Source organism: Streptomyces blattellae, assembly GCF_009709555.1.
GTDB classification, from domain to species: domain Bacteria; phylum Actinomycetota; class Actinomycetes; order Streptomycetales; family Streptomycetaceae; genus Streptomyces; species Streptomyces blattellae.
Genome location: NZ_WJBG01000215.1, coordinates 34,734 through 53,468 on the forward strand (window position 1 = coordinate 34,734; position 18,735 = coordinate 53,468).

Genomic DNA, 18,735 nt, shown 5'->3' on the forward strand with positions numbered 1-18,735 from the left:
CGTCAGGACACGAACGTCGCGCTTTCCGCCGTGGCGACGACCGTCTGCCCGTTCGCCTGGCTGAGCAGCCCCGCCGACACCCACGCGTTCACGGTGGACCGCACCCGGGCGACCAGCGCGTCCTTGGTGGCGAAGGGAGCCCCGGCCCAGACCTCGTCGAGCAGGGTCGTGCCGTCGGCCCGTGCGGGGTTCGCGACGCCGGAGTCCGTGGTGCCGAAGACCACCCGGGGTTCCGAGCGCCGGAAGTAGGCATGCGTCGGATCCTCGGTGCCCTCGGCGAAGGGGGCGAACTCCGTGCCGTTGAGGGTGTAGTGGAGCGGCTTGCCGGTGACCGGGGCGAGGGAGGGCAGCAGGTCACCGGAGAGCGCGGCGTTGCGGTAGAGGCCGAACTGCAGGTAACTGGTGGAGGCGTTGCGGGCGGCCAGGTTCACCGGGCCGTAGAACAGGGTCTGCAGGGTCGGATCGTCGAGGGTCTTCTCGACCCGGAGCCGGAAGGGGACGGTGACGCGCACGGTGTCGCCGCTGTGCCAGGTGCGGGAGACGGTGAAGTAGCTGCCGGCCGTCGGAGTACCGCTGACCGCGCTGCCGTTGACCGTCACCCGGAAGCCGTGGGTCGCCCAGGACGGCACCCGCAGCCGCAGTTCGAAGGAGGCGTCGGCGCCGCCGATGGTGAGCGTGCTGCCCTGCTCCCTCGGATAGTCGGTGGTCTGGGTGACCGTGACGCCCTTCTCCGCCCAGTTCAGCGTGGACGGACTGTAGAGGTTGACGTACAGCGCGCTGCCGTCGGCCTGCTTGAAGTACACCGAGTCCTGGTACTTGGTGGCGCTCTCCATGCCGGTGCCCTCGCAGCAGGTGGTGCCCTGCTTGGGCGTGTAGTCGCGGACATGGCCGGGCGTCAGACCGATGAAGTACGTGACAAGGGGCTTCTCCGCGTCCGCCTTGTCCTGCTTGGAGCCGAGCACCTGGTTGTAGAGGGCCCGCTCGTAGTAGTCCATGTACTTCGGGTCCTGCTCGTGGAAGAACAGCGTCCGGCTGAGCTTGAGCATGTTGTACGCGCAGCAGCTCTCGGCGGTGCTCTCGCCGATCGTGCCCGCGATCACGCCCCGGGCCCGCCAGAACTCTCCGGTGCTGGTGCCGCCGATGCCGTACATCCGCACCGGTACGACCATGCCCCAGAAGTTCTTCGCGGCCGTGAGGTAGCGCGTCTCGCCCGTCGCGTCGTACAGCCGGACCAGGCCCGTGAAGATCGGTATGTGCTGGTTGGCGTGCAGCCCGTCGAGGGTGTCGGTGTTCGCGGCGCAGGCGTCGATGAGCCTGTCCAGGTCGAACAGGCGGGCCAGCGCCAGGTGTTCGGCCTTGCCGGTGAGCGTGTGCAGATCGACGATCGCCTCGACGATGCCCCCGAACTCACCGCTGGAGAACAGGCCCCACATGCGTTGCAGGGTGGCCTCGGGCAGTCGGGACAGCCGGGAGTACATCCAGTCGCCCATGCCCGACGCGAGGTCCAGCGCCCGGGCGTCGTCCGTCGCGGCGTGCGCGTCCAGCAGTCCCCGGAGGATCTTGTGGGCCGTGTAGTACGGCGCCCACACCCGCGTGTAGTCGCTGGCCGTCATCGACTCCAGCTGGATGAACTGCGTCTCCGGGTACGCGGCCAGGAACCCGGGATGGCTGGGCGCTCCCCAGGTGCGGCGCAGGGTCGCGGTCAGCCCGCGGCCGGAGGCGTCCGCGAAGGCCGAGCCGGTGGTCTCGTCGAAGGCGTACGACGCCAGGTTGCCGCGTCCGGCCGTGGTGTCGGCGGCCCGGCTGCCCTGCAGCTGCGTGATCTCGGCGGCGGTCAGGGCACGCGACCAGACGTTGAACTCGTCGAAGGCGCCCGCGAAGACGGGGTCGGTGGAGAAGTTGGAGCGGCCGAGCCAGTTGTTGGCCAGGGTGCCGAGCGCGGCAGGCGTGAGGGTCATCGCCGTGTTCTGCGCCACGGCCGTGCCGTTGACATAAAGGATGCCGGCACCGCCCGCGATCGTCACCGCCAGGTGGCTCCACTGGTTCAGCGGCAGCGCGGCCGTGCCGTTGAGGCCCTGCTCGCCGCCGGGTCCGCTGGTGGTGACGGCGAAGCGGGGGACGCCGCCGGCGTTGCGCGCGGCCAGGTACAGATAGCGCGTGGTGTTGTTGCCGAAGTCGAAGACGCGGGCCCAGTTGCCGTCGTGGGTGGGCTTCACCCAGGCGGACAGGGTGATCGCGGAGGCGCCGCCGAGGACCGCGGAGGGGAGATCGACGTACTGGTAGGAGCCGCGGACGTGCTCCGTCGCGGTGCCGAACTTCCCGGTGGTCCTCAGCACCGCCGGGTCGCGGCGCAGCGCCTCCCGCACCTCCGTCAACGCCCCGACCATCGTGCCGATCCTGTCGGCGAAGACCTGCTCACCGGTGCCTGCGAAAGCCTGCGACAGCATCGTCATGAAGTGCCCGGTGTAGTGGCCGCGCAGATTGCCGTTGGCCTCGCCGTCCAGCCCTTCCCAGCCGCCGGGTGCCACCGCGCCGCCCGTGGAGAGCCCGGCGTTGGCGCGGAAGACCTGGAGCAGCCGGTTCACGTCGTAGCCGCGGGCGTGGTCCAGCATCAACTGCCGCTTGTCGGCGAACATCCCCTGCCCGAGCCTGACTTCGTCGAGTGCGAAGGGCTGCGTGGTCCAGGTGGCGGGTGCGTCGGCCGCGGCGGCTGCGGCTGGGGCGGCCGGTGCGGCGGCGGCCCGGCCGGAGGCCGCTAAGGAGAGTGGCGGGGTCGTCGCCGCGAGGGCCGCGGCCTGGAGAAGGAATCGGCGGGAGAGGGGCGGTGCCATGTGTGCTCCTCCGTGAATCGACTGGTTTACCGGCTCGATATTTCGAACGCTGTACGAATAGTCGACCAGACGATAGAGAGGGGACGGAAGAGCGTCAACGGGTCGGGAGCGTTCGGTTCCGGCTGATCGCCGGGGGATCCGCGAGCGCGGGCCCGAACCGGCCCGACTGGCCCGGCCGCACGAGAGGCGGGGGACGTGACCGGATCCGCGGCGCTCGTCGCGGCGGGCGGCACCGGGGGAGTGCGGCCCATGGTCGTGCACGTGCACCGGGGCAGTGCAGCCATGGTCGTGCACGTGCACCGGGGGCGGCCCACGGTCGTGCACGTGTACCGAGGGAACGCCACCCACGGCCGTGCACGCGGCACCGGCCCGGCGGCGGGCGCCGGACGCCCCGCCCGCGGACGCCCTGGAGCAGCCGGACATCGTGCCGTCGGCGGTCGAACGCCCGCGCGTGGCCGCGCACTTCGCCGACGGAGTGGCCGTGCTCGCGGCGGCCGAGCAGCGTGGCCTGCTGACGGTGCCCCGGAGCACCCGGCCCGCCCCGGGGCCGCGGCACGAGGCGCGGCCCGGAGGGTCACGCAGTCGAGACGGAGCGCACGAGCCAGTCGTACGCGGCGCGTGCCGTGAACTCCGTCTGACCGCCGCGCAGGAGCAGCCCCGCGGTCGTGAACTCCGGGGCGTCGGCCTGCGCGGCGACACAGGGGACGGCGATGCAGCGCATCCCCGCGGCGTGCGCGGCGGCGGCACCCGGCGCGGCGTCCTCCAGGACCACACAGTCGGGCGGGGCCGCGCCGAGCCGGCGGGCCGCCTCCAGGAAGACGTCGGGGGCGGGCTTGCCGCGCTCGACCTCGTCGGCCGACACGACGGTGCGCAGCCATGCGTCCAGGCCGGTGCCGGCCAGGATCGCCTCGATGGCCTCGGGTGACGAACCCGAGGCCACCGCCATGGGCACGCCCGCATCGGCCAGCCGCTCCACGAAGGCGCGCATCTCGGGGTACGCGCGCGTGGCGGTGCGGGCCAGCTCCAGATAGGCACGGTTCTTCGCGGCGAGCAGCTCGGCGACCGGGGCGCCCAGGCCGTACCGCTCCTTCCACAGCGCCACCGTCTCCTGCGTGCTGATCCCGACGTACCGCTCGTGGTCCGCCCAGGTGAAGTCCGGGACGCCCTGCTCGGCGAGGACCTGACGGCCCGCTTCGAAGTAGTTGGGTTCGCTGTCCACGAGCGTTCCGTCGAGATCGAAGATGACCGCGGTGGTGCCGAGACTGTTCATGGGGACCAGCATGCCAATGATCATTTCCCTGCTGTGCGGCCGATCGACTCCACCAACGGCAGCAGCCGGTGCGGCACACGTTGGCGCAGGGCCACCTCGGTACGGGCGCGGACGACGCCCGGCAGGCTGATCAGCTTCTGGATCACGTCCTCCAGGTGCGCGTTGTCCCGCGCCACCACCCGGGTCAGCAGATCCCCGCCGCCCGTGATCGAGAAGGCCTCCACGATCTCCGGCACGGCGGCCAGCGCGTCGCCCACGTCGTCGAGATGGCCCTGAGTGACCTCGATGTGCACGAACGCCAGCACCGGGTGGCCGAGAGCGGCGGGGGAGAGCACCGGGCCGGTCCCCGTGATCACGCCGTCCCGCTCCAGGCGGTCCAGGCGGGCCTGCAACGTCCCACGGGCGACGCCGAGGACGCGGGCGTACTCGCGCACGCTCGTGCGGGGCCGCTCCAGGAGCAGTCGCAGGATGCGGGTGTCCAGCTCGTCCACGGCCATGGCGCCCCGTCTCCTCATACCTGGTCCGTTGGCCCGTCAGTGGACGAGCCGCAGCCGGTTCTTCTGTGCCAATGGTCCAGTGATCCGAGCGGCACTTGAGCCACGCTACGCCTTGATGCTGCAATGAACGCGTCGATGGCGCTGCGGATCCCCGCGGCGCCTTTTTCATTCCGGTGCGCAAGGGAGCGGGAAGCAGTGCTGAAGAGGGTGTTCGTGGCCTCGGACCCGGGGCGGCTGCGGTTGCGCTTCGCCACCCGGGCCGTCGTCGGCGTCGGCCTCGCGGTCGTCGTCTGCGGCCTCGCCGGCCACTCCCTCGCCGGTGCGGTCACCGGCGGACTCGCCGCGCTGCTCGCCCTGTTCACCGTCACCGACGCCACCGTCCGCGGACAGGCGGTCACCACCGCGCTGCTGCCTGTCGTCGGCCTGCCCGTCCTCGCCGCCGCGGCCGAACTGCACGACCAGCCCGTGGCCCGGGACCTCGCCTTCCTCGCCGTGGCCGGCGCGGGCGTGTACGCACGCCGCTGGGGCCCGCGCGGACACAGCCTCGGTGTGTTCGCGTTCATGACCTACTTCGTGGCGCAGTTCCTGCACGCGACCCCCAGGCAGCTGCCCGAGCTGTACGCCGCCGTCCTGCTGTCCGTGCTCACCGCCTCAGCGGTGCGCTTCGGGCTGTGGTGCTACGAGCGCCGACTGCCTCCCGCACCCGCGCCCGCCCCGTCGGCCGGCACCGGCCTGGCCCGCGTGACCACCCGCCAGGCGATCCAGGCGACCGCCGGCGCGGGCTTCGCCCTCGTCGTGGGCCAGTTGCTCTCCGGAGAGCGCTGGTACTGGGCCGTCGGCGCCACCTGGTGGGTCTTCGTCAACACCACTTCGCGCGGCGAGACCCTGGTACGGGGCTTCCGCCGCGTCCTCGGCACCGTGATCGGCATGGGCCTCGGCCTGCTGGTCGCCGTCCCGCTGCACGGGACCGCCGTCCCCACGGCCGTACTGCTCGCCGTCTGCGTCTTCGGGATCTTCTACACGGCCGCCGTGTCGTACACCTGGATGATGCTCTGCGTGACGGTGCTCGCCGGGCTGCTCTACGGCCTGCTGGGCGTCCTCGATCCCGCGCTGCTCGCGCTGCGGCTCGCGGAGACCGGCGTCGGCGCGCTCGGCGCCGTACTGGCCGGCCTCATCGTGCTGCCCGTCACCACCCACACCGTCACCGACGCCTGGATCCGGCGAGCCCTGCGCTGTGTCCACGCCTGCACCGCAGAGGCCGCCGCCCGGCTCGCCGGAAGCGCAGCCGCCGACCCCACCGCGCGCGTGGCGGAGCTGGAGCAACTGCTCGGCCGGGTACGGCTCTCGGTCGCCCCGCTCGTCCACCCGCTCACCCCGATGCTCGGCCGCAAGCGGCGCGCTCGCCGGGTGCTCGCCCTGCTCGACGACTGCGCCCGCGAGATCCACGGCCTGGCCGCCGTCGCCGCCGACCCCGAGGCCTCGCACGACGCACGCCTTGCCGCGGCCTGCCGGCGCGTCGAAGCCGCCGTCGAGGCGCTCACCGGCGACGGCGACATCCCCGTATCCGCCATCGAGGCCACCGAGGCCACCCCCGCGGAGGCCGCGGCACTCGCCCACCTGCACGGTCTGGAGCGGGCACTCGCGGGCCTCGCCAAGCCGCTGCGGGCAGCGTCGCGCTCGCCACTCGTCGGCGCGTGAGGCCCTTAGGGCCTGTATTGGGTTGCCCCGCGGCGTCGCGACCCTGGGCACGCACTCCCCCACTGCCTCAAAGGCGTGGAGGCACCCCCACGCGGCGTTGCCGAAACGCCCGAATGGCTCCGCTGTTAGGGCGCTCCGGTGCCTTGCGATCGCACGCACCCAGCGCCGCTCCTGCTTCCACGGGGCAACCCAATACAGGCCCTGGCGGCCCGTCTTGGTCTAGACCGATCGTGATCGACTGCTAGCGTCACCCACGACAGCACAGGGCGCCGAGAGGGGACAGTGGTGGCAGACGGCGACACGCGGCAGCGGCGGGCCTTCATCGGGTCGTTCACGGCGGCCGGCGGCCCGGGGATCGTGACGGCGGCCATGCACCCCGGCACCGGGGCGCTGACCGTCCTGAGCAGCGAGGACGGCGTGCCCGACCCCTCGTACCTCGCGCTGTCGGCGGACGGGGACACGCTCTACACGGTCAGCGAGACCGCCGACGGAGCGGTGGCCGCGTACCGCGTCACCGGCGACAAGCCCGAACCGGTCGGCCCTCCGGTGCCGGTGGGCGGCAGCGGTCCCACGCACCTCAGCCTGTTCGCCGGACACCTCCTGACCGCCAACTACGGCTCCGGCAGCGTCACCGCCGTGCCCCTGCGCGCCGACGGCACCCTCGCCCCGGCCGCGTCCGGCGTGCTCCGGCACACCGGCTCCGGTCCGCACACACCGCGCCAGCAGGGCCCGCACGCCCACCAGGTGCAGCCCGACCCGAGCGGACGGTGGGCCGTCAGCGTCGACCTCGGCACGGACTCCGTACGCGTGTGCACGCTGACCGACGGGAGCCTCGACGTCCACCGGGAGATCGCCCTGCGCCCCGGCTCCGGGCCCCGTCACCTGGCGTTCCACCCGCGCGGCTCGTACGCGTACGTGCTCAACGAACTCACGCCGACCGTCACCGTCTGCCGCTGGGACGCCGCCGACGGCTCGCTGAAACCGCTGGCCGAGACCTCGGTGCTGGCGAGGCAGCCGGCCGGTGACGCCTACCCGTCGGGCATCGTCGCCTCTTCCGACGGCCGCTTCGTGTGGACCGCCACCCGAGGCGAGGACGTGGTGTCCACGTTCGCCGTCCAGGGCGAGGAGCTGAAGCTGGTGGGCACGGTCACCTGCGGGGGCCACTGGCCCCGGGCCCTCACCGCGGCGGACGGCTTCCTCTACGCCGCGAACGAGCGCTCCGGCGACGTCACCTGGTTCACCGTCGACCCGGACAGCGGCCTGCCGCGGCCCGGCGGTCTGATCGAGGTGACCGCCGCCTCCTGCGTGGTCATCGGCTGACCCCGGCCCGGAACGCCTCGGCCCAGCCGACGCCATGGCGCCTGCTGGGCCGATCCTGCGCATGTCAGCGGGTCCGGAACGTTCGTGCCGACGCCGGCCACAACAGGCCGCGCGGGCCACCGAAAAGGGTTCGCGGACGCCCGGAACGCCGAGGGCGCTCCCGGCAAGGATGCTGTCGGCCGATTCGGTAAGCGGCGCGAGAGCCTCAGCGACATGCCGCCTTCACGGCTTGTCGCTGAGACGGTGCGCCCACTCATCTCTGTGCCCGGCGACCTCGCCAACGGCATCCCGGGAACGGAGCCCTTCGGCGTCGTACGCGAACCGTGCGGGTCAGCGGGCCGGAGCGCCCTGCGGCTGCTGCGGGGCGATGCCCAGCGCCGTCGTGTACTTGGCCAGCGCGAGCTTGCCGATCGCGGGGTAGGGGCCGAGCGCCTCGGCGGCGGAGCAGCCCGCCTCCTTGGCCGCCGCCTCGACCAGGCCCGGGTCGATCTCGGGGCCGATCAGATAGGGCGCCAGGGCCAGCTGCTGCGAGCCCGAGGAACGCAGCTGCTCGGCGACGGACGAGATCGAGCCGTCCTGGTCGAGCGCCGCCGCCATCACCGGCACCGCGAGGCGGGCGGCGAGCAGCATGCCGGTGATCCCGGCCGCCTGCACGGCCTCGTCACCGCCGACCGAGGCCAGGATGATGCCGTCCGCCGCCGTCGCCACGGTGAACAGGCGGGCGCGGTCGGCGCGGGCCAGACCGGCCTCCGACAGGCGCACGTGCAGCGCCTCGGCGAGCAGCGGGTGCGGGCCCAGCACATCGGTCAGATCGGCCGCGACCCGGCTGTCCATGACCGCCTGGCGGACCCGGCGCAGCAGCGAGCCGTCCGGTCCGGCGAGCAGCGGCACGACGACGCCGACCGGGCCGTCCGGCTCCTTGACGTCCACACCCGCGGCGCGCGCCTGCTCGTAGCGGGCCGTGCGCTCCTGGGCGGAGTGCGCGAGTACGGACGTGAGCTTGGGGAACTCCGTGTCGTCCCCGTCCAGGTACCCGATCCGCGCGTCCAGGCCGGGCAGCTCGGAGCGGGCGATGCTCACGACCTCCTCGGAGAGGCCGCGCGTGGCGGCGCTGGGCGTGCCCGGCACCGCGAGGACGAGCGCGGGGGCGCCCTCGGGAGCCGCCAGGGGTTCGGGTCGGCGGTGCCGACCGGGCTGGCGGGGGCGCGGCATTCGTACTGGCAGGCCGGACGCGGGCCCAGTGGGGGAGCTCATGGCGCCGCATGTTACTGGCTTCCTGGGCTCCTCTGTTCGGGGAGGGGGCAGGTGAGCGGTATCCGTCCGGTTTTGTCTGATGAGTTACGGTCGGATCAGAAGTGTTCAGCGGGTTTCGGCCAGGTGATGGGTCAGTCCCCCTTGACGGTGACCACGTTCAGCATCGCCTCGTCACCCGGCAGGGTGAGCGCTCCCGCCGTGAGGTCCGCCGCGATACGCACGGACCCGTCCAGCGGATCGCCGGCGGACGGAACCCGGCGGGCCCACGGCAGTCGCCGGGACAGCTCGTCGTCCAGCGGTACGACGAGAGGGGCGCCCATCCTGAGCAGCCCGCCGGTGACGGCGACCCGGGCATCCGCGTCCGGCGGGCAGACGGCAGCCGCCGACTCGGCCATGTGCCGGGCGGCCGAGCGCAGGATGCCCGCGGCGACGGGGTCGCCGTCCGCCGCGCACCGGGCCACATGCGGTGCGAAGGACGCGAGCACGGCGGGCCGGTCCGGCCGGGGGTACAGCTTTCCGGGCAGCCCCGGCATCGGCCCGAACTCGTCCTCGGCGCGGGCCCGCAGCACGGCGGACCCACCGGGCCGCCCGTCGTACGCCCGCAGCGCCGCCTCCAGCCCGGCCCGCCCGATCCAGGCACCGCCGCCGCAGTCGCCCAGCAGATGGCCCCACCCGTCGGTGCGACGCCAGCTCGTCAGATCCGTCCCGATGGCGATCAGTCCGGTACCGGCGGCCACCACGGCACCGGGCCGCGGGCCGACGGCGCCGACATACGCGCTGACGCCGTCGGCGACGAGCGCGAGCGTCCGGACACCGAGTTCCCGTCGCAGCGCACCGGGGAGTTCGGCGCGCAGGGCGTCGCCGAGCGTGGACAGACCGGCGGCTCCGACGGCAGCGGTGTCCAGCTGTCGCACACCGGTCTCCGCGGCCAACGCCCGCACCATGGGCACCAGTTGCTCCATCAGATGCCCCGGCTCGATACCACGCGCACCGGTCCGCACCGGCACACGGGACTCCCGCTGGGCCCTCACGTCCCCTTGCGAGGTCGCCACGACCACACGCAGGCCGGAGCCACCGGAGTCGACGGCGAGGAAACCGGCCCCCGCACCCGTCACGGCAGGCGCCCGTCCACCGGCTGACCTCCTTGCTGGTTCAGCAGGTCGTCGGCGCGGCTGAAGGGGCGGGAACCGGAGCAGCCGCGGTCGGCGGACACGGGGGCTGACCAGGCATGATGACTATGGCCCAGTGGCTTGATCGCTGGATGCAACAGGCTCTGCTCCGTCCCGGTGACCGGCCGCGTGAGCTGCTCGACCGGTTCGAGGATCTCGATGAGGGGGAAGAGTAGCGTCCGGAGCGGCGGCCGTGCGTGCGGGGTTCTGTGTGTGCGAACCCCCGGTGTGTGCCAGTAGGGTGACGCGCCGTGGCACCACGACCCTTGCATGAACTTGTTGAAGCAGGCTGGGCGAAGGCTCTTGAACCTGTGGCTGAACGCATCGCGGCCATGGGGGACTTCCTGCGGACCGAGATAGCGGCCGGCCGGACTTATCTTCCGTCCGGGGCGAATGTCCTGCGGGCCTTCCAGCAGCCTTTCGATGACGTCCGTGTCCTGATCGTGGGGCAGGATCCGTACCCCACACCGGGCATGGCGATCGGGCTGAGCTTCGCGGTCTCGCCCGAGGTGCGTTCGCTGCCGGGCAGTCTGGAGAACATCTTCCGGGAGATGCACTCCGACCTCGGGCTGCCCAGGCCGTCGAACGGCGATCTCACGCCATGGACGCAGCAGGGCGTGCTGTTGCTCAACAGGGCGCTCACCACGGCCCCGCGCAAGCCTGGCGCGCACCGCGGCAAGGGCTGGGAGGAGGTCACCGAGCAGGCCATCCGAGCTCTCGCGGGGCGCGGGAAACCGCTGGTGTCGATCCTGTGGGGGCGTGACGCGCGTAATCTGCGGCCGCTGCTCGGGGATCTTCCGGCGATCGAGTCTGCCCATCCGTCCCCGATGTCGGCGGATCGCGGTTTCTTCGGCTCGCGGCCGTTCAGCCGGGCCAATGACCTGCTGGTCGGTCAGGGGGCCGCGCCGGTGGACTGGCGACTGCCGTAGGCCGCAGCCCTCGCTGCGTCCGGGTCTGCCTGCCCGCAAAGTACCGGCAGGTTCCCCGTCTCATGGCGGTACACGATGCCGGGTCGCGCCGGGAGAGGGCGGCGCCGCCGGTGATGTGGCGGGCCATCAGGTCGGTCATGGCGAGATGGCCCATGGCTTCGGCGGCGGGGGCGGCGGGCCGGACATCGCGCCGGACCAGGTCGGGCTGTGCGGCCCGGCGCCGCGTATGTTCAGGCGGAGTGGTCGCGTACACCCCCGTCGCGGGCGGCGGCCAGGTCGAGGGCGACGTCGGTGATCATGTCCTCCTGGCCGCCGACCATGGGGGGTCGGGCCGCTCCCGCAGGCCCAGACCCGGCTCCCGTACCGCGGCGAGCGTGGCTTCCCGGGCGACCGCGCCGACATCGGCACCCGAGCGGGCCACAGGCGTCACCCTACTGCCGTACGGGCAGTGGCGATCAACCGGTGGCCAAGGCCGGTCGAAGTGCTCAACTGACCACCGCCGCACGGACACAGAGCACATCCGGCAGATGCGAGGCGAGCTGCTGCCAGCTGTCGCCGTCGTCGGCCGATGCGAACACCTCGCCGTTGCGGTTGCCGAAATAGACGCCCGCCGGGTCTCCGTCATCGGTGCACAGCGCGTCGCGCAGCACCGTGCCGTAGTGGTCCTCCCGCGGCAGGCCCGCCGACAGCGGCTCCCAGGTCTTGCCCGCGTCCGCCGTGCGGAAGACCCGGCACCGGCGGTCGGCGGGCACCCGGTCCGCGTCCGCGTTGATCGGGAACACATAGGCGGTGTCGCCGCGGTGGGGGTGTGTGGCCGCCGCGAAACCGAACGTGGAGGGCAGGCCCTCGCCGATGTCCGTCCAGTGCGCGCCCGCGTCGTCGCTGCGGTAGACGCCCCAGTGGTTCTGCAGATACAGCCGGTCCGGAGTGACGGAGTCCTGCGCGATCTTGTGGACGCACTGTCCGAACTCCGGGTGGGGATCCGGCAGGAACACCGCGGAGACACCGGAGTTGGACGGTGACCAGCTGGCGCCGCCGTCGGTGCTGCGGAACACGCCCGCGGTCGACACGGCGACCGTCACGGCCTGCGGGTCCCGCTTGTCGGTCACCACCGTGTGCAGGCCCTCACCGCCGCCGCCCGGCACCCACTGCGAGCGGGTGGGGTGCTCCCACAGCGGACGGACCAGCTCGAAGCTTTCGCCGCGGTCCTCGGAGCGGTACAGCGCGGCCGGTTCCGTGCCCGCGTACACCACGTCCGGTTCCGCGGCGGCCGGGTGCAGCTGCCACACCCGCTCCAGCGAAGCGCCGGTGTCCTTGGGGAACTTGACGGCCGGCCGGGGCGGTTCGGTCCAGGTCCGGCCCAGGTCGTCGGAGTGGAAAACGGACGGACCCCAGTGCGAGCTGTCGCCGCCGGCCAGCAGCCGCGGGCGGTCGCCGCGGGTGTCGACGGCGACCGAGTAGACGGCCTGTGCGTTGAAGTAGGGGCTCTCGTCGAACGCCCAGGCGCCACTGCGCCGGCGCCCGATGAACAGGCCTTTGCGCGTGCCCACGGCGAGCAGTACCCCGGTCATGCCGATCACCTCCGCGACATCTTCGTCTCAGACACCGGCCAGTCTGCACCCCACCACTGACAGTCACCTCTGGAGACGGCTTCCTCCCAGGTCAGGGCGGTGCGGCGGTCCGTGCCGGGGGTGGCGCACGGTGCTCCGCAGGGGGCCGATCCCGGAACGATCCGGTCATTTTCCGTCAGACGCCGCTGAGCGCGTCGAGCCCGTGGGACCGTCGGCCCGGGGACCATCCCTGAGCATCCGCGAGCCGTGCGACGTATGGAAGGACGGTCGGGGGTGTTCGTGTGCTCATGAGGAGGAAGCCTTCGATGGCGTTCCGTGGTCCGAAGGTGTGGCTGTGGCGCTGGCGACGCAACCCGCTCAAGCGTCAGGCCGACGTGGTGGAGACATGGGTGGTGCTCGGTGCGTGGGCGTTCACCGTCCTCGTCGGGGTGTCCGCGGGCCTGGCGGTGAACCGGTCCGTCGAGCACGGACTGGCCCGGGAGCGGATCGAGTGGCGTCCCGCCGTGGCCCGGCTCACCGAGCGGGCACCCGGCCCGGCCGTCACGAACTCGGGCGCGGTCAGCAGCGAGCGGGTGTGGGGCGAGGTGCGCTGGACCGCGCCGGACGGCTCGGTCCACACCGGCCAGGCGCGGGTCCGTAAGGGCAGCGCCGTCGGCTCCCCGGTCACCGTGTGGACGGACCCGCAGGGCCGCCTGGTGACCAGGCCCGCCACCGCCTCCCAGGCCCGCTCACAGGCCGCGCTGACCGGCACCCTGATGGGAGTGGCAGCGGCGGCGGTTCCCTTCGTCGGCGGCCGGGTCCTGCGCGGCCGGCTGGAGCGCAGCCGCATGCAGATGTGGGACGCGGAGTGGGCGCTGCTCGGCCCACTGTGGGGACGGAAGACAGGCTGAGGTCTGAGGTCTGAGCTCTGAGGTCTACTGACAACGTGGCGGGATCGGAGCGTGACGGTGCGCGATCCGGTCAGGCCGCCGCCGCAAGGGCCCGTCGCAGGATCGCGTCCACGTCGGCGGCGTCGGAGAGGGTGCCGAAGGCGTGCCCCCAGTCGCCGCCGAGCCGGCTGGCGCAGAAGGCGTCGGCGACGGGGGACGGGGCGTGCCGGACCAGCAGGGAGGCCTGGAGGGTCAGCGCCATCCGCTCGACCAGGCGGCGGGCGCCCGACTCGGACCCCTTGGACAACCCGTCCCGGAGGCGGTCGACGGCCGCGTCCAGGCGGGCGTCCGCCCCCTGCGCCAGGGCGAGTTCGGCGAACAACGCGTCCGCGGTGCCGGGCTCGCGGCGCAACGCCCGCAGCACGTCGAGGGCGTTGACGTTCCCCGAGCCCTCCCAGATCGACAGCAGCGGAGCCTCCCGGTAGTGGCGGGGCATGCCCGACTCCTCCACGTAGCCGTTGCCGCCGAGGCACTCCAGGGCCTCTGCGGTGAAGGCGGGACCCCGCTTGGTGACCCAGTACTTGCCGACGGCGGTGGCGATCCGGCGGAAGGCCGCCTCACCGGCGTCCCCGCGCACGGCCCGGTCGGCCGCGCCCGCCAACCGCAGCGTCAGCGTCGTGGCGGCCTCCGACTCCAGCGCCAGGTCGGCCAGGACGTTGCGCATCAGCGGCTGGTCGACCAGCCGTGCGCCGAACGCGCTGCGGTGGCGTACATGATGCCCGGCCTCGACAAGCGTCTTGCGCATCAGCGTCGCCGAGGACATCACGCAGTCCAGGCGTGTGCAGTTGACCATCTCGATGATCGTCTTCACGCCCTGGCCCTCGGACCCGACCAGCCAGGCCACGGTCCCGTCGAACTCCGGCTCGGAGGACGCGTTGGAACGGTTGCCCAGCTTGTCCTTGAGCCGCTGGATGCGGAAGGTGTTGCGGCTGCCGTCCGGCAGGATGCGCGGCACGAGGAAGCAGGACAACCCGTCGGGAGCCTGCGCCAGCACCAGGAACACATCGCACATCGGCGCCGAGGTGAACCACTTGTGCCCGCGCAGCGTGTACACGCCGGGCTCGGCGCTGGGCGTCGCCGTCGTCGTGTTCGTCCGGACGTCGGAACCGCCCTGCTTCTCGGTCATCCCCATGCCCGCCAGCAGGCCCCGCTTCTCGGTGGGCACCCGCAGCCCGGGGTCGTACTCCCGGCCGGTCAGCAGGGGTTCGTAGACCTTCGCCAGCTCGGGCTGCCGGCGCAGCGCGGGAACGGCCGCGTACGTCATGGACGTCGGACAGCCGTGCCCGGCCTCCGTGTGCCCCCACACCAACCCGCCCGCGGTCCGGGCGACATGCGCGCCGGGCCGGTCCTCGGCCCAGGGCGTCGCGGCGAGTCCCTCGGTGACCGCGACGCGCATCAGGTGGTGCCAGCTCGGATGGAACTCGACCTCGTCGATCCGGTTGCCGTAGCGGTCGTGCGTGCGCAGCTCGGGCTCGTACCGGTTGGCCAGCTCGGCCCACTCCTGCGCCTCGGCGCTCCCGGCCCGCAGCCCGAGCCGCCGGAGCCCCTCCTCGGCCCACCCGGCACCCTCGCGGCGCAGCCCTTCGAGCAGCGCCGTGTCGTCGGCCGCGTCGTAGGGGGCCAGGGCAGGGGGCTGGTTGGTCACGTCGTGCGTGGCGTGGCCCTGAGGGCCTTCTTCGTGCGCGGGTATCGAGGCCATACGGCGAGTGTTGCACTATTCCTGCGGTCGCAGCAATCCTGCAACGCCCCGCTCCGGCCCGTACAGTACGTCCCCATGGGAACGGTCCAGGCAGACGAGCTGCATCTGCGCCCCCTGTCGGCGCGCTCGGTCGTCCTGAGCCTGCTCCTCGGTACCCACCCGCCCGAGCTGCCGGTGAAGGACCTCGCGCGCGCGGTGCAGCCCTTCGGCGTGGGCGGCTCCACCCTGCGGGCGGCGCTCAGCCGGATGACGGCCGCCGGTGATCTGCGGCGCACGGACACCGGGTATCGCATCGGCGACCGTCTCCTGGAGCGCCAGCGCCGTCAGGACGACGCCGTGCAGCCCAGTACGCGCGCGTGGGACGGCGATTGGGAGATGGCCGTGATCACGGCGACGGGCCGGGGGCCCGCCGAACGCGCCGAACTGCGGGCCCGGTTGACCACCCTCCGCCTCGCCGAACTGCGCGAAGGCGTCTGGCTGCGCCCCGCCAATCTCCGCCGCTCGCTCCCGGGGGACCTCGAAACCGTGCTCCGGCCCTTCACGGCCCGCCCCGGACAACCCGCACGCGAGCTGGCGTCGGCCCTCTGGCCCCTCGGCACCTGGGCCCGCACGGCGCACGGCCTGCTCGGCCACATCGCGCGCGTGGAGCGCCCCGCCGACCGGCTCACGGCCTTCGCCGCCGTCGTACGCCATCTGCTCCTCGACCCCGTCCTGCCCGGAGAACTCCTCCCCGCCGACTGGCCCGGACCGGCACTGCGCGCCGCGTACGCCGATTACCGGCGGGAGTTCACGCGGGTCGTGCGGGAGCGGCGGGCATGACACGGCGGCCGTCCGAAGCGCCGTGCGGGGACGCTCCGGACGGCCGCCTGCACCGTGGGGGGAAGGGTCAGCGGTAGGTGATGTCCGAGGTGGAGTACAGGCAGTTGGTGCTGTCCGGGCCCGTACCGACCGCGGTGTTGTTGTTGTACTTCTGACACGGGATGACCCTGCGGCTCGCGTCGTTGAGGATCGTGATGCCGCGCAGCGTCGCCACGTCGCCCCGGTTGACGTTGATGCCGACGAGGCGTGCGGTGGAGCCCGTGCCGGTCACCTCGATGTTGCTGAGGTTGACCCTGCGCGTGTACTGCGTGGAGCAGTCGCCGCAGGAGCGGTACAGCGTCTTGAACTCGCTGACGGCGAAGTTGGAGATGTTCAGCGTGCCGGGCCCGTTGTGCTGGAAGACCTTGTCGGCGGCCTTCTTCGCGCCACCACCGGTCACGGTGTAGGTGGAGCCGCCCCGGAAGGTGGCTGCGTCCTCGCCGACGTCCTCCCACCACACGTTCTGCAGCGTGCAGTTGCCCTCGCAGTGGATGCCGTCGGCACCGGGTGCGCCGATGATGACGTTCCGCAGGGTCGCGCCGGCCGCCAGCCTGAAGATCGGGTCCTGGCCCTCTTCCTGGCCGTCGCCGGCCAGGTCGCCGCTGCCGTAGTAGCGCACCATGCCGCCGTCGCGGACGCCGGACACGGAGATGGTGGAGCTCACCGGCTGACTGCTGGTGGGCGTCGGCCAGGTGGCGGCACTCGCCGGGGGCGCTCCGAGTGTCATGATCATGACAGACGAGAAACCGAGTGCGGCCACGGTGCCGGTCAGCGCGCGCCGGCGGGCGCGCGGCAGTGCTGGTGAAGTCATGTCCCGATGCCTTCTTCCAGTTGGGGGGTGGTCATGTGGGGGGTGGTCATGGGGGGTGGTCAGATCTTTCCGGCGCCCGCGCCGGACGTGACCGAGGAGACGACCGTCGATGCGGACTCCGCGGTGTAGCCGTACGGCGGGGCGGTGAAGCCGCCGACCTGCGAGATCTCGGTGGCGGCTCCACCGAGGTCGTTGCCGCGCAGGTTGGCGTATCCGTCGACGTCGCTGCTGCGGTTGGTGGTGACCGCGATCTTCGTCGCACGGAAGACGTTGTTCTCGACGAGCATCTGGGCGCCCATGCGCGAGTGGCAGGCGGTGTCGGCGCCCTCCACGTAGTTGTTGTAGAAGTGGCCGGTGCCGAAGCGCAGGCTGGGGATGCGCGAGTACACGTTGCTGAAGTGGTTGTGGTGGTACGTCACCTTCAGACGGCCGGTGTCCTCGCTCGCGTTGTTGTCGCTGTGCCCGACGAGCGAGCCCTTGAAGTGGTCCTTGAACGTGTTCCAGGAGACGGTCACGTTGTCGGCGCCGTGATTGATGTCGAGCAGACCGTCGTAGTAGTCCTTGTCGTGATCGCGGTCCGCCGAGAAGGAGTTGTGGTCGATCCAGACCTTCGTCGACTCCTGGACGGTGATGCCGTCGGCGGGCGCGACCGGCTTGCTGATGTTGAGATTGCGGATGACGACGTTCGTCACCTCCTTCAGCCGCAGCCCGCCGCCGGTGAACCCGGAGGACGAACCGACGCCCAGGACCGTGGTGTTGGAGCCGATGTCGACCTGACCGCTCAGCGAGATCAGGCCGTTCACCCGGACGACCTTGGCCGCGTTGCCGGTGACGGCCGACTTGAAGGCGTCCAGCGTCGAGACGGTGACCGCGCCGGCGCTGCCGCCGCCGGTCGTGCCGGCGCCGAATCCGACCGGCGAGGTCTCGGCGGCGCCCGCCGGCCGGGGAAGGGCGAGGGCGGCCGCCATGGCGAGAACGGCCGCGGCGGCCGTCACCAGGGGGGTTCTTTGCGCGTGTGTACGGAGGAGGCCTGTACGCATGCGGGTGCGTCCCTTCGGGATGCCTTGACTGGTCGTATGTGTGAATGACGTACGCCATGTTGAACGCTGCGCTGGGGCATGCCGCTGATTCCGGCTTGGTGGGGTATCAGCCGGTCAGCCTGCTGAACGGAACGTAGGGGGCAAGCGCTTTCTAGTCAACGCTTTGCGCAGAACACATTCGGACACCGCAGGTGAGCGCCGCACCGGGAGATGGGAGCGTTTCCACGCCTCGGGTCCGCACACCTCGCGGCAGCCACTCCCCCTGCCCACGGGTGACGTTCCGTTTCGCGGGAACCCGGCCGTGAAGAGAGAGCCGATCTGTGAGGGAGGCATCGAGAGCCATGACACGGCAGAAGCCGTCGCTCGATCTTCCGGAACCCCTGCGCGAACCGTTGCACACCACCGCGTCGGCGCTGCGCAGGGTCCCCGGTGCCGGTGTCGTGACCAGGGCGGCCGAAGGCACGCTGGACACGGTCGGTGCCGTGTCCCCGCGCGGCCGGCGCATGGTCGCGTACACCGGGGCCGGGCTCCTCGGAGTCGCAGGCATCGTCGAATGGCCCATCGCGCTCACGGGGGCGGCAGTGGTCTGGCTGACCCAGCCCAAACCCGGCGGGAACGGAGAGACGGGCGAGCGGAAGACGACGGCGGGCAGCAGTCGCACGTCGTCCAGCAGCAGTACGACGGCCACCGGCCGTCGTACGACATCCAGCCGCGGCGGAAAGACGTCCACGGGCACCCGCAAGACGTCCGGCGGCACCCGCCGCACGTCGAGCACCCGGTCGACGTCCTCCGGCGGCGGCAAGAGCGCGCCGAAGAGCCGGAGCACGGCGTCGAAGCGCGCGAGCACGAAGAGCTGAGG

The 18,735-nt window shown here is 72.2% G+C and carries 15 protein-coding genes and 2 pseudogenes; 6 read left to right on the forward strand and 11 right to left on the reverse strand.

What is annotated here, in order from left to right; genetic code table 11:
• Positions 1-2: 2 nt before the first annotated feature.
• The 3 genes from GFH49_RS29860 to GFH49_RS29870 all read right to left on the reverse strand — a co-directional run bounded on the left by GFH49_RS29860 (position 3) and on the right by GFH49_RS29870 (position 4,598).
• Positions 3-2,831, reverse strand: coding sequence for a beta-L-arabinofuranosidase domain-containing protein (locus GFH49_RS29860; RefSeq protein ID WP_155059170.1), 2,829 nt, complete (start codon positions 2,829-2,831; stop codon positions 3-5).
• A gap of 574 nt (positions 2,832-3,405) precedes the next feature.
• Complete coding sequence (locus tag GFH49_RS29865) at positions 3,406-4,101, reverse strand: HAD family hydrolase (protein WP_155059232.1); 696 nt, start codon at positions 4,099-4,101, stop codon at positions 3,406-3,408.
• A gap of 20 nt (positions 4,102-4,121) precedes the next feature.
• The gene (locus GFH49_RS29870; protein ID WP_155059171.1) at positions 4,122-4,598 is read right to left on the reverse strand and encodes an Lrp/AsnC family transcriptional regulator; all 477 of its coding nucleotides are present in this window, start codon (positions 4,596-4,598) and stop codon (positions 4,122-4,124) included.
• A 195-nt stretch (positions 4,599-4,793) separates the two neighbouring features.
• On the opposite strand from GFH49_RS29870, the gene GFH49_RS29875 reads away from it, so the two are divergent.
• Both GFH49_RS29875 and GFH49_RS29880 read left to right on the forward strand, forming a co-directional pair.
• Positions 4,794-6,296 (forward strand): FUSC family protein, encoded by a 1,503-nt coding sequence (locus GFH49_RS29875; protein ID WP_155059172.1) that lies wholly within the window; start codon positions 4,794-4,796, stop codon positions 6,294-6,296.
• A gap of 285 nt (positions 6,297-6,581) precedes the next feature.
• The gene (locus GFH49_RS29880) at positions 6,582-7,616 is read left to right on the forward strand and encodes a lactonase family protein (protein ID WP_155059173.1); all 1,035 of its coding nucleotides are present in this window, start codon (positions 6,582-6,584) and stop codon (positions 7,614-7,616) included.
• Positions 7,617-7,946: 330 nt separating this feature from the next.
• Here GFH49_RS29880 and GFH49_RS29885 read toward each other — a convergent pair whose 3' ends face one another.
• The 3 genes and pseudogenes from GFH49_RS29885 to GFH49_RS29895 form a co-directional block, all read right to left on the reverse strand.
• The gene (locus GFH49_RS29885; RefSeq protein WP_155059174.1) at positions 7,947-8,870 is read right to left on the reverse strand and encodes a sirohydrochlorin chelatase; all 924 of its coding nucleotides are present in this window, start codon (positions 8,868-8,870) and stop codon (positions 7,947-7,949) included.
• A gap of 131 nt (positions 8,871-9,001) precedes the next feature.
• Complete coding sequence (locus GFH49_RS29890; protein ID WP_155059175.1) at positions 9,002-9,985, reverse strand: N-acetylglucosamine kinase; 984 nt, start codon at positions 9,983-9,985, stop codon at positions 9,002-9,004.
• A pseudogene (locus tag GFH49_RS29895) lies at positions 9,982-10,089 on the reverse strand (uracil-DNA glycosylase); the annotation flags it as partial. The pseudogene GFH49_RS29895 and the gene GFH49_RS29890, both read right to left, overlap by 4 nt.
• Positions 10,090-10,290: 201 nt before the next feature.
• Here GFH49_RS29895 and GFH49_RS29900 point away from each other — a divergent pair.
• A complete protein-coding gene (locus tag GFH49_RS29900; RefSeq protein WP_155059176.1) occupies positions 10,291-10,968 on the forward strand; it encodes a uracil-DNA glycosylase in 678 nt (225 codons plus the stop codon).
• A 230-nt stretch (positions 10,969-11,198) separates the two neighbouring features.
• Here the strand turns inward: GFH49_RS29900 and GFH49_RS29905 are convergent.
• Both GFH49_RS29905 and GFH49_RS29910 read right to left on the reverse strand, forming a co-directional pair.
• A pseudogene (locus GFH49_RS29905) lies at positions 11,199-11,303 on the reverse strand (4-hydroxy-2-oxovalerate aldolase family protein); the annotation flags it as partial.
• Positions 11,304-11,453: 150 nt separating this feature from the next.
• Complete coding sequence (locus GFH49_RS29910; protein ID WP_155059178.1) at positions 11,454-12,539, reverse strand: WD40/YVTN/BNR-like repeat-containing protein; 1,086 nt, start codon at positions 12,537-12,539, stop codon at positions 11,454-11,456.
• A 305-nt stretch (positions 12,540-12,844) separates the two neighbouring features.
• On the opposite strand from GFH49_RS29910, the gene GFH49_RS29915 reads away from it, so the two are divergent.
• Positions 12,845-13,429: an Rv1733c family protein gene (locus GFH49_RS29915; RefSeq protein WP_155059179.1), complete on the forward strand. Its 585-nt coding sequence runs from the start codon at positions 12,845-12,847 to the stop codon at positions 13,427-13,429.
• 70 nt (positions 13,430-13,499) lie between these two features.
• Here the strand turns inward: GFH49_RS29915 and GFH49_RS29920 are convergent, their stop codons facing one another.
• A complete protein-coding gene (locus GFH49_RS29920; protein WP_155059180.1) occupies positions 13,500-15,167 on the reverse strand; it encodes a DNA alkylation response protein in 1,668 nt (555 codons plus the stop codon).
• Between the two features lie 75 nt (positions 15,168-15,242).
• On the opposite strand from GFH49_RS29920, the gene GFH49_RS29925 reads away from it, so the two are divergent.
• Complete coding sequence (locus tag GFH49_RS29925; protein ID WP_155059181.1) at positions 15,243-15,986, forward strand: PaaX family transcriptional regulator C-terminal domain-containing protein; 744 nt, start codon at positions 15,243-15,245, stop codon at positions 15,984-15,986.
• Between the two features lie 67 nt (positions 15,987-16,053).
• Here GFH49_RS29925 and GFH49_RS29930 read toward each other — a convergent pair whose 3' ends face one another.
• Together GFH49_RS29930 and GFH49_RS29935 are read right to left on the reverse strand one after the other, a co-directional pair.
• The gene (locus GFH49_RS29930; protein WP_155059182.1) at positions 16,054-16,836 is read right to left on the reverse strand and encodes a pectate lyase; all 783 of its coding nucleotides are present in this window, start codon (positions 16,834-16,836) and stop codon (positions 16,054-16,056) included.
• A 59-nt stretch (positions 16,837-16,895) separates the two neighbouring features.
• Positions 16,896-17,876 carry a pectate lyase family protein gene (locus GFH49_RS29935; protein ID WP_155059183.1) on the reverse strand — a complete coding sequence of 327 codons (981 nt, stop codon included), beginning with the start codon at positions 17,874-17,876 and terminating at the stop codon, positions 16,896-16,898.
• Positions 17,877-18,217: 341 nt separating this feature from the next.
• Between GFH49_RS29935 and GFH49_RS29940 the strand changes: the two genes are divergently transcribed.
• Positions 18,218-18,733 (forward strand): hypothetical protein, encoded by a 516-nt coding sequence (locus GFH49_RS29940; protein ID WP_230396580.1) that lies wholly within the window; start codon positions 18,218-18,220, stop codon positions 18,731-18,733.
• Positions 18,734-18,735: the final 2 nt, after the last annotated feature.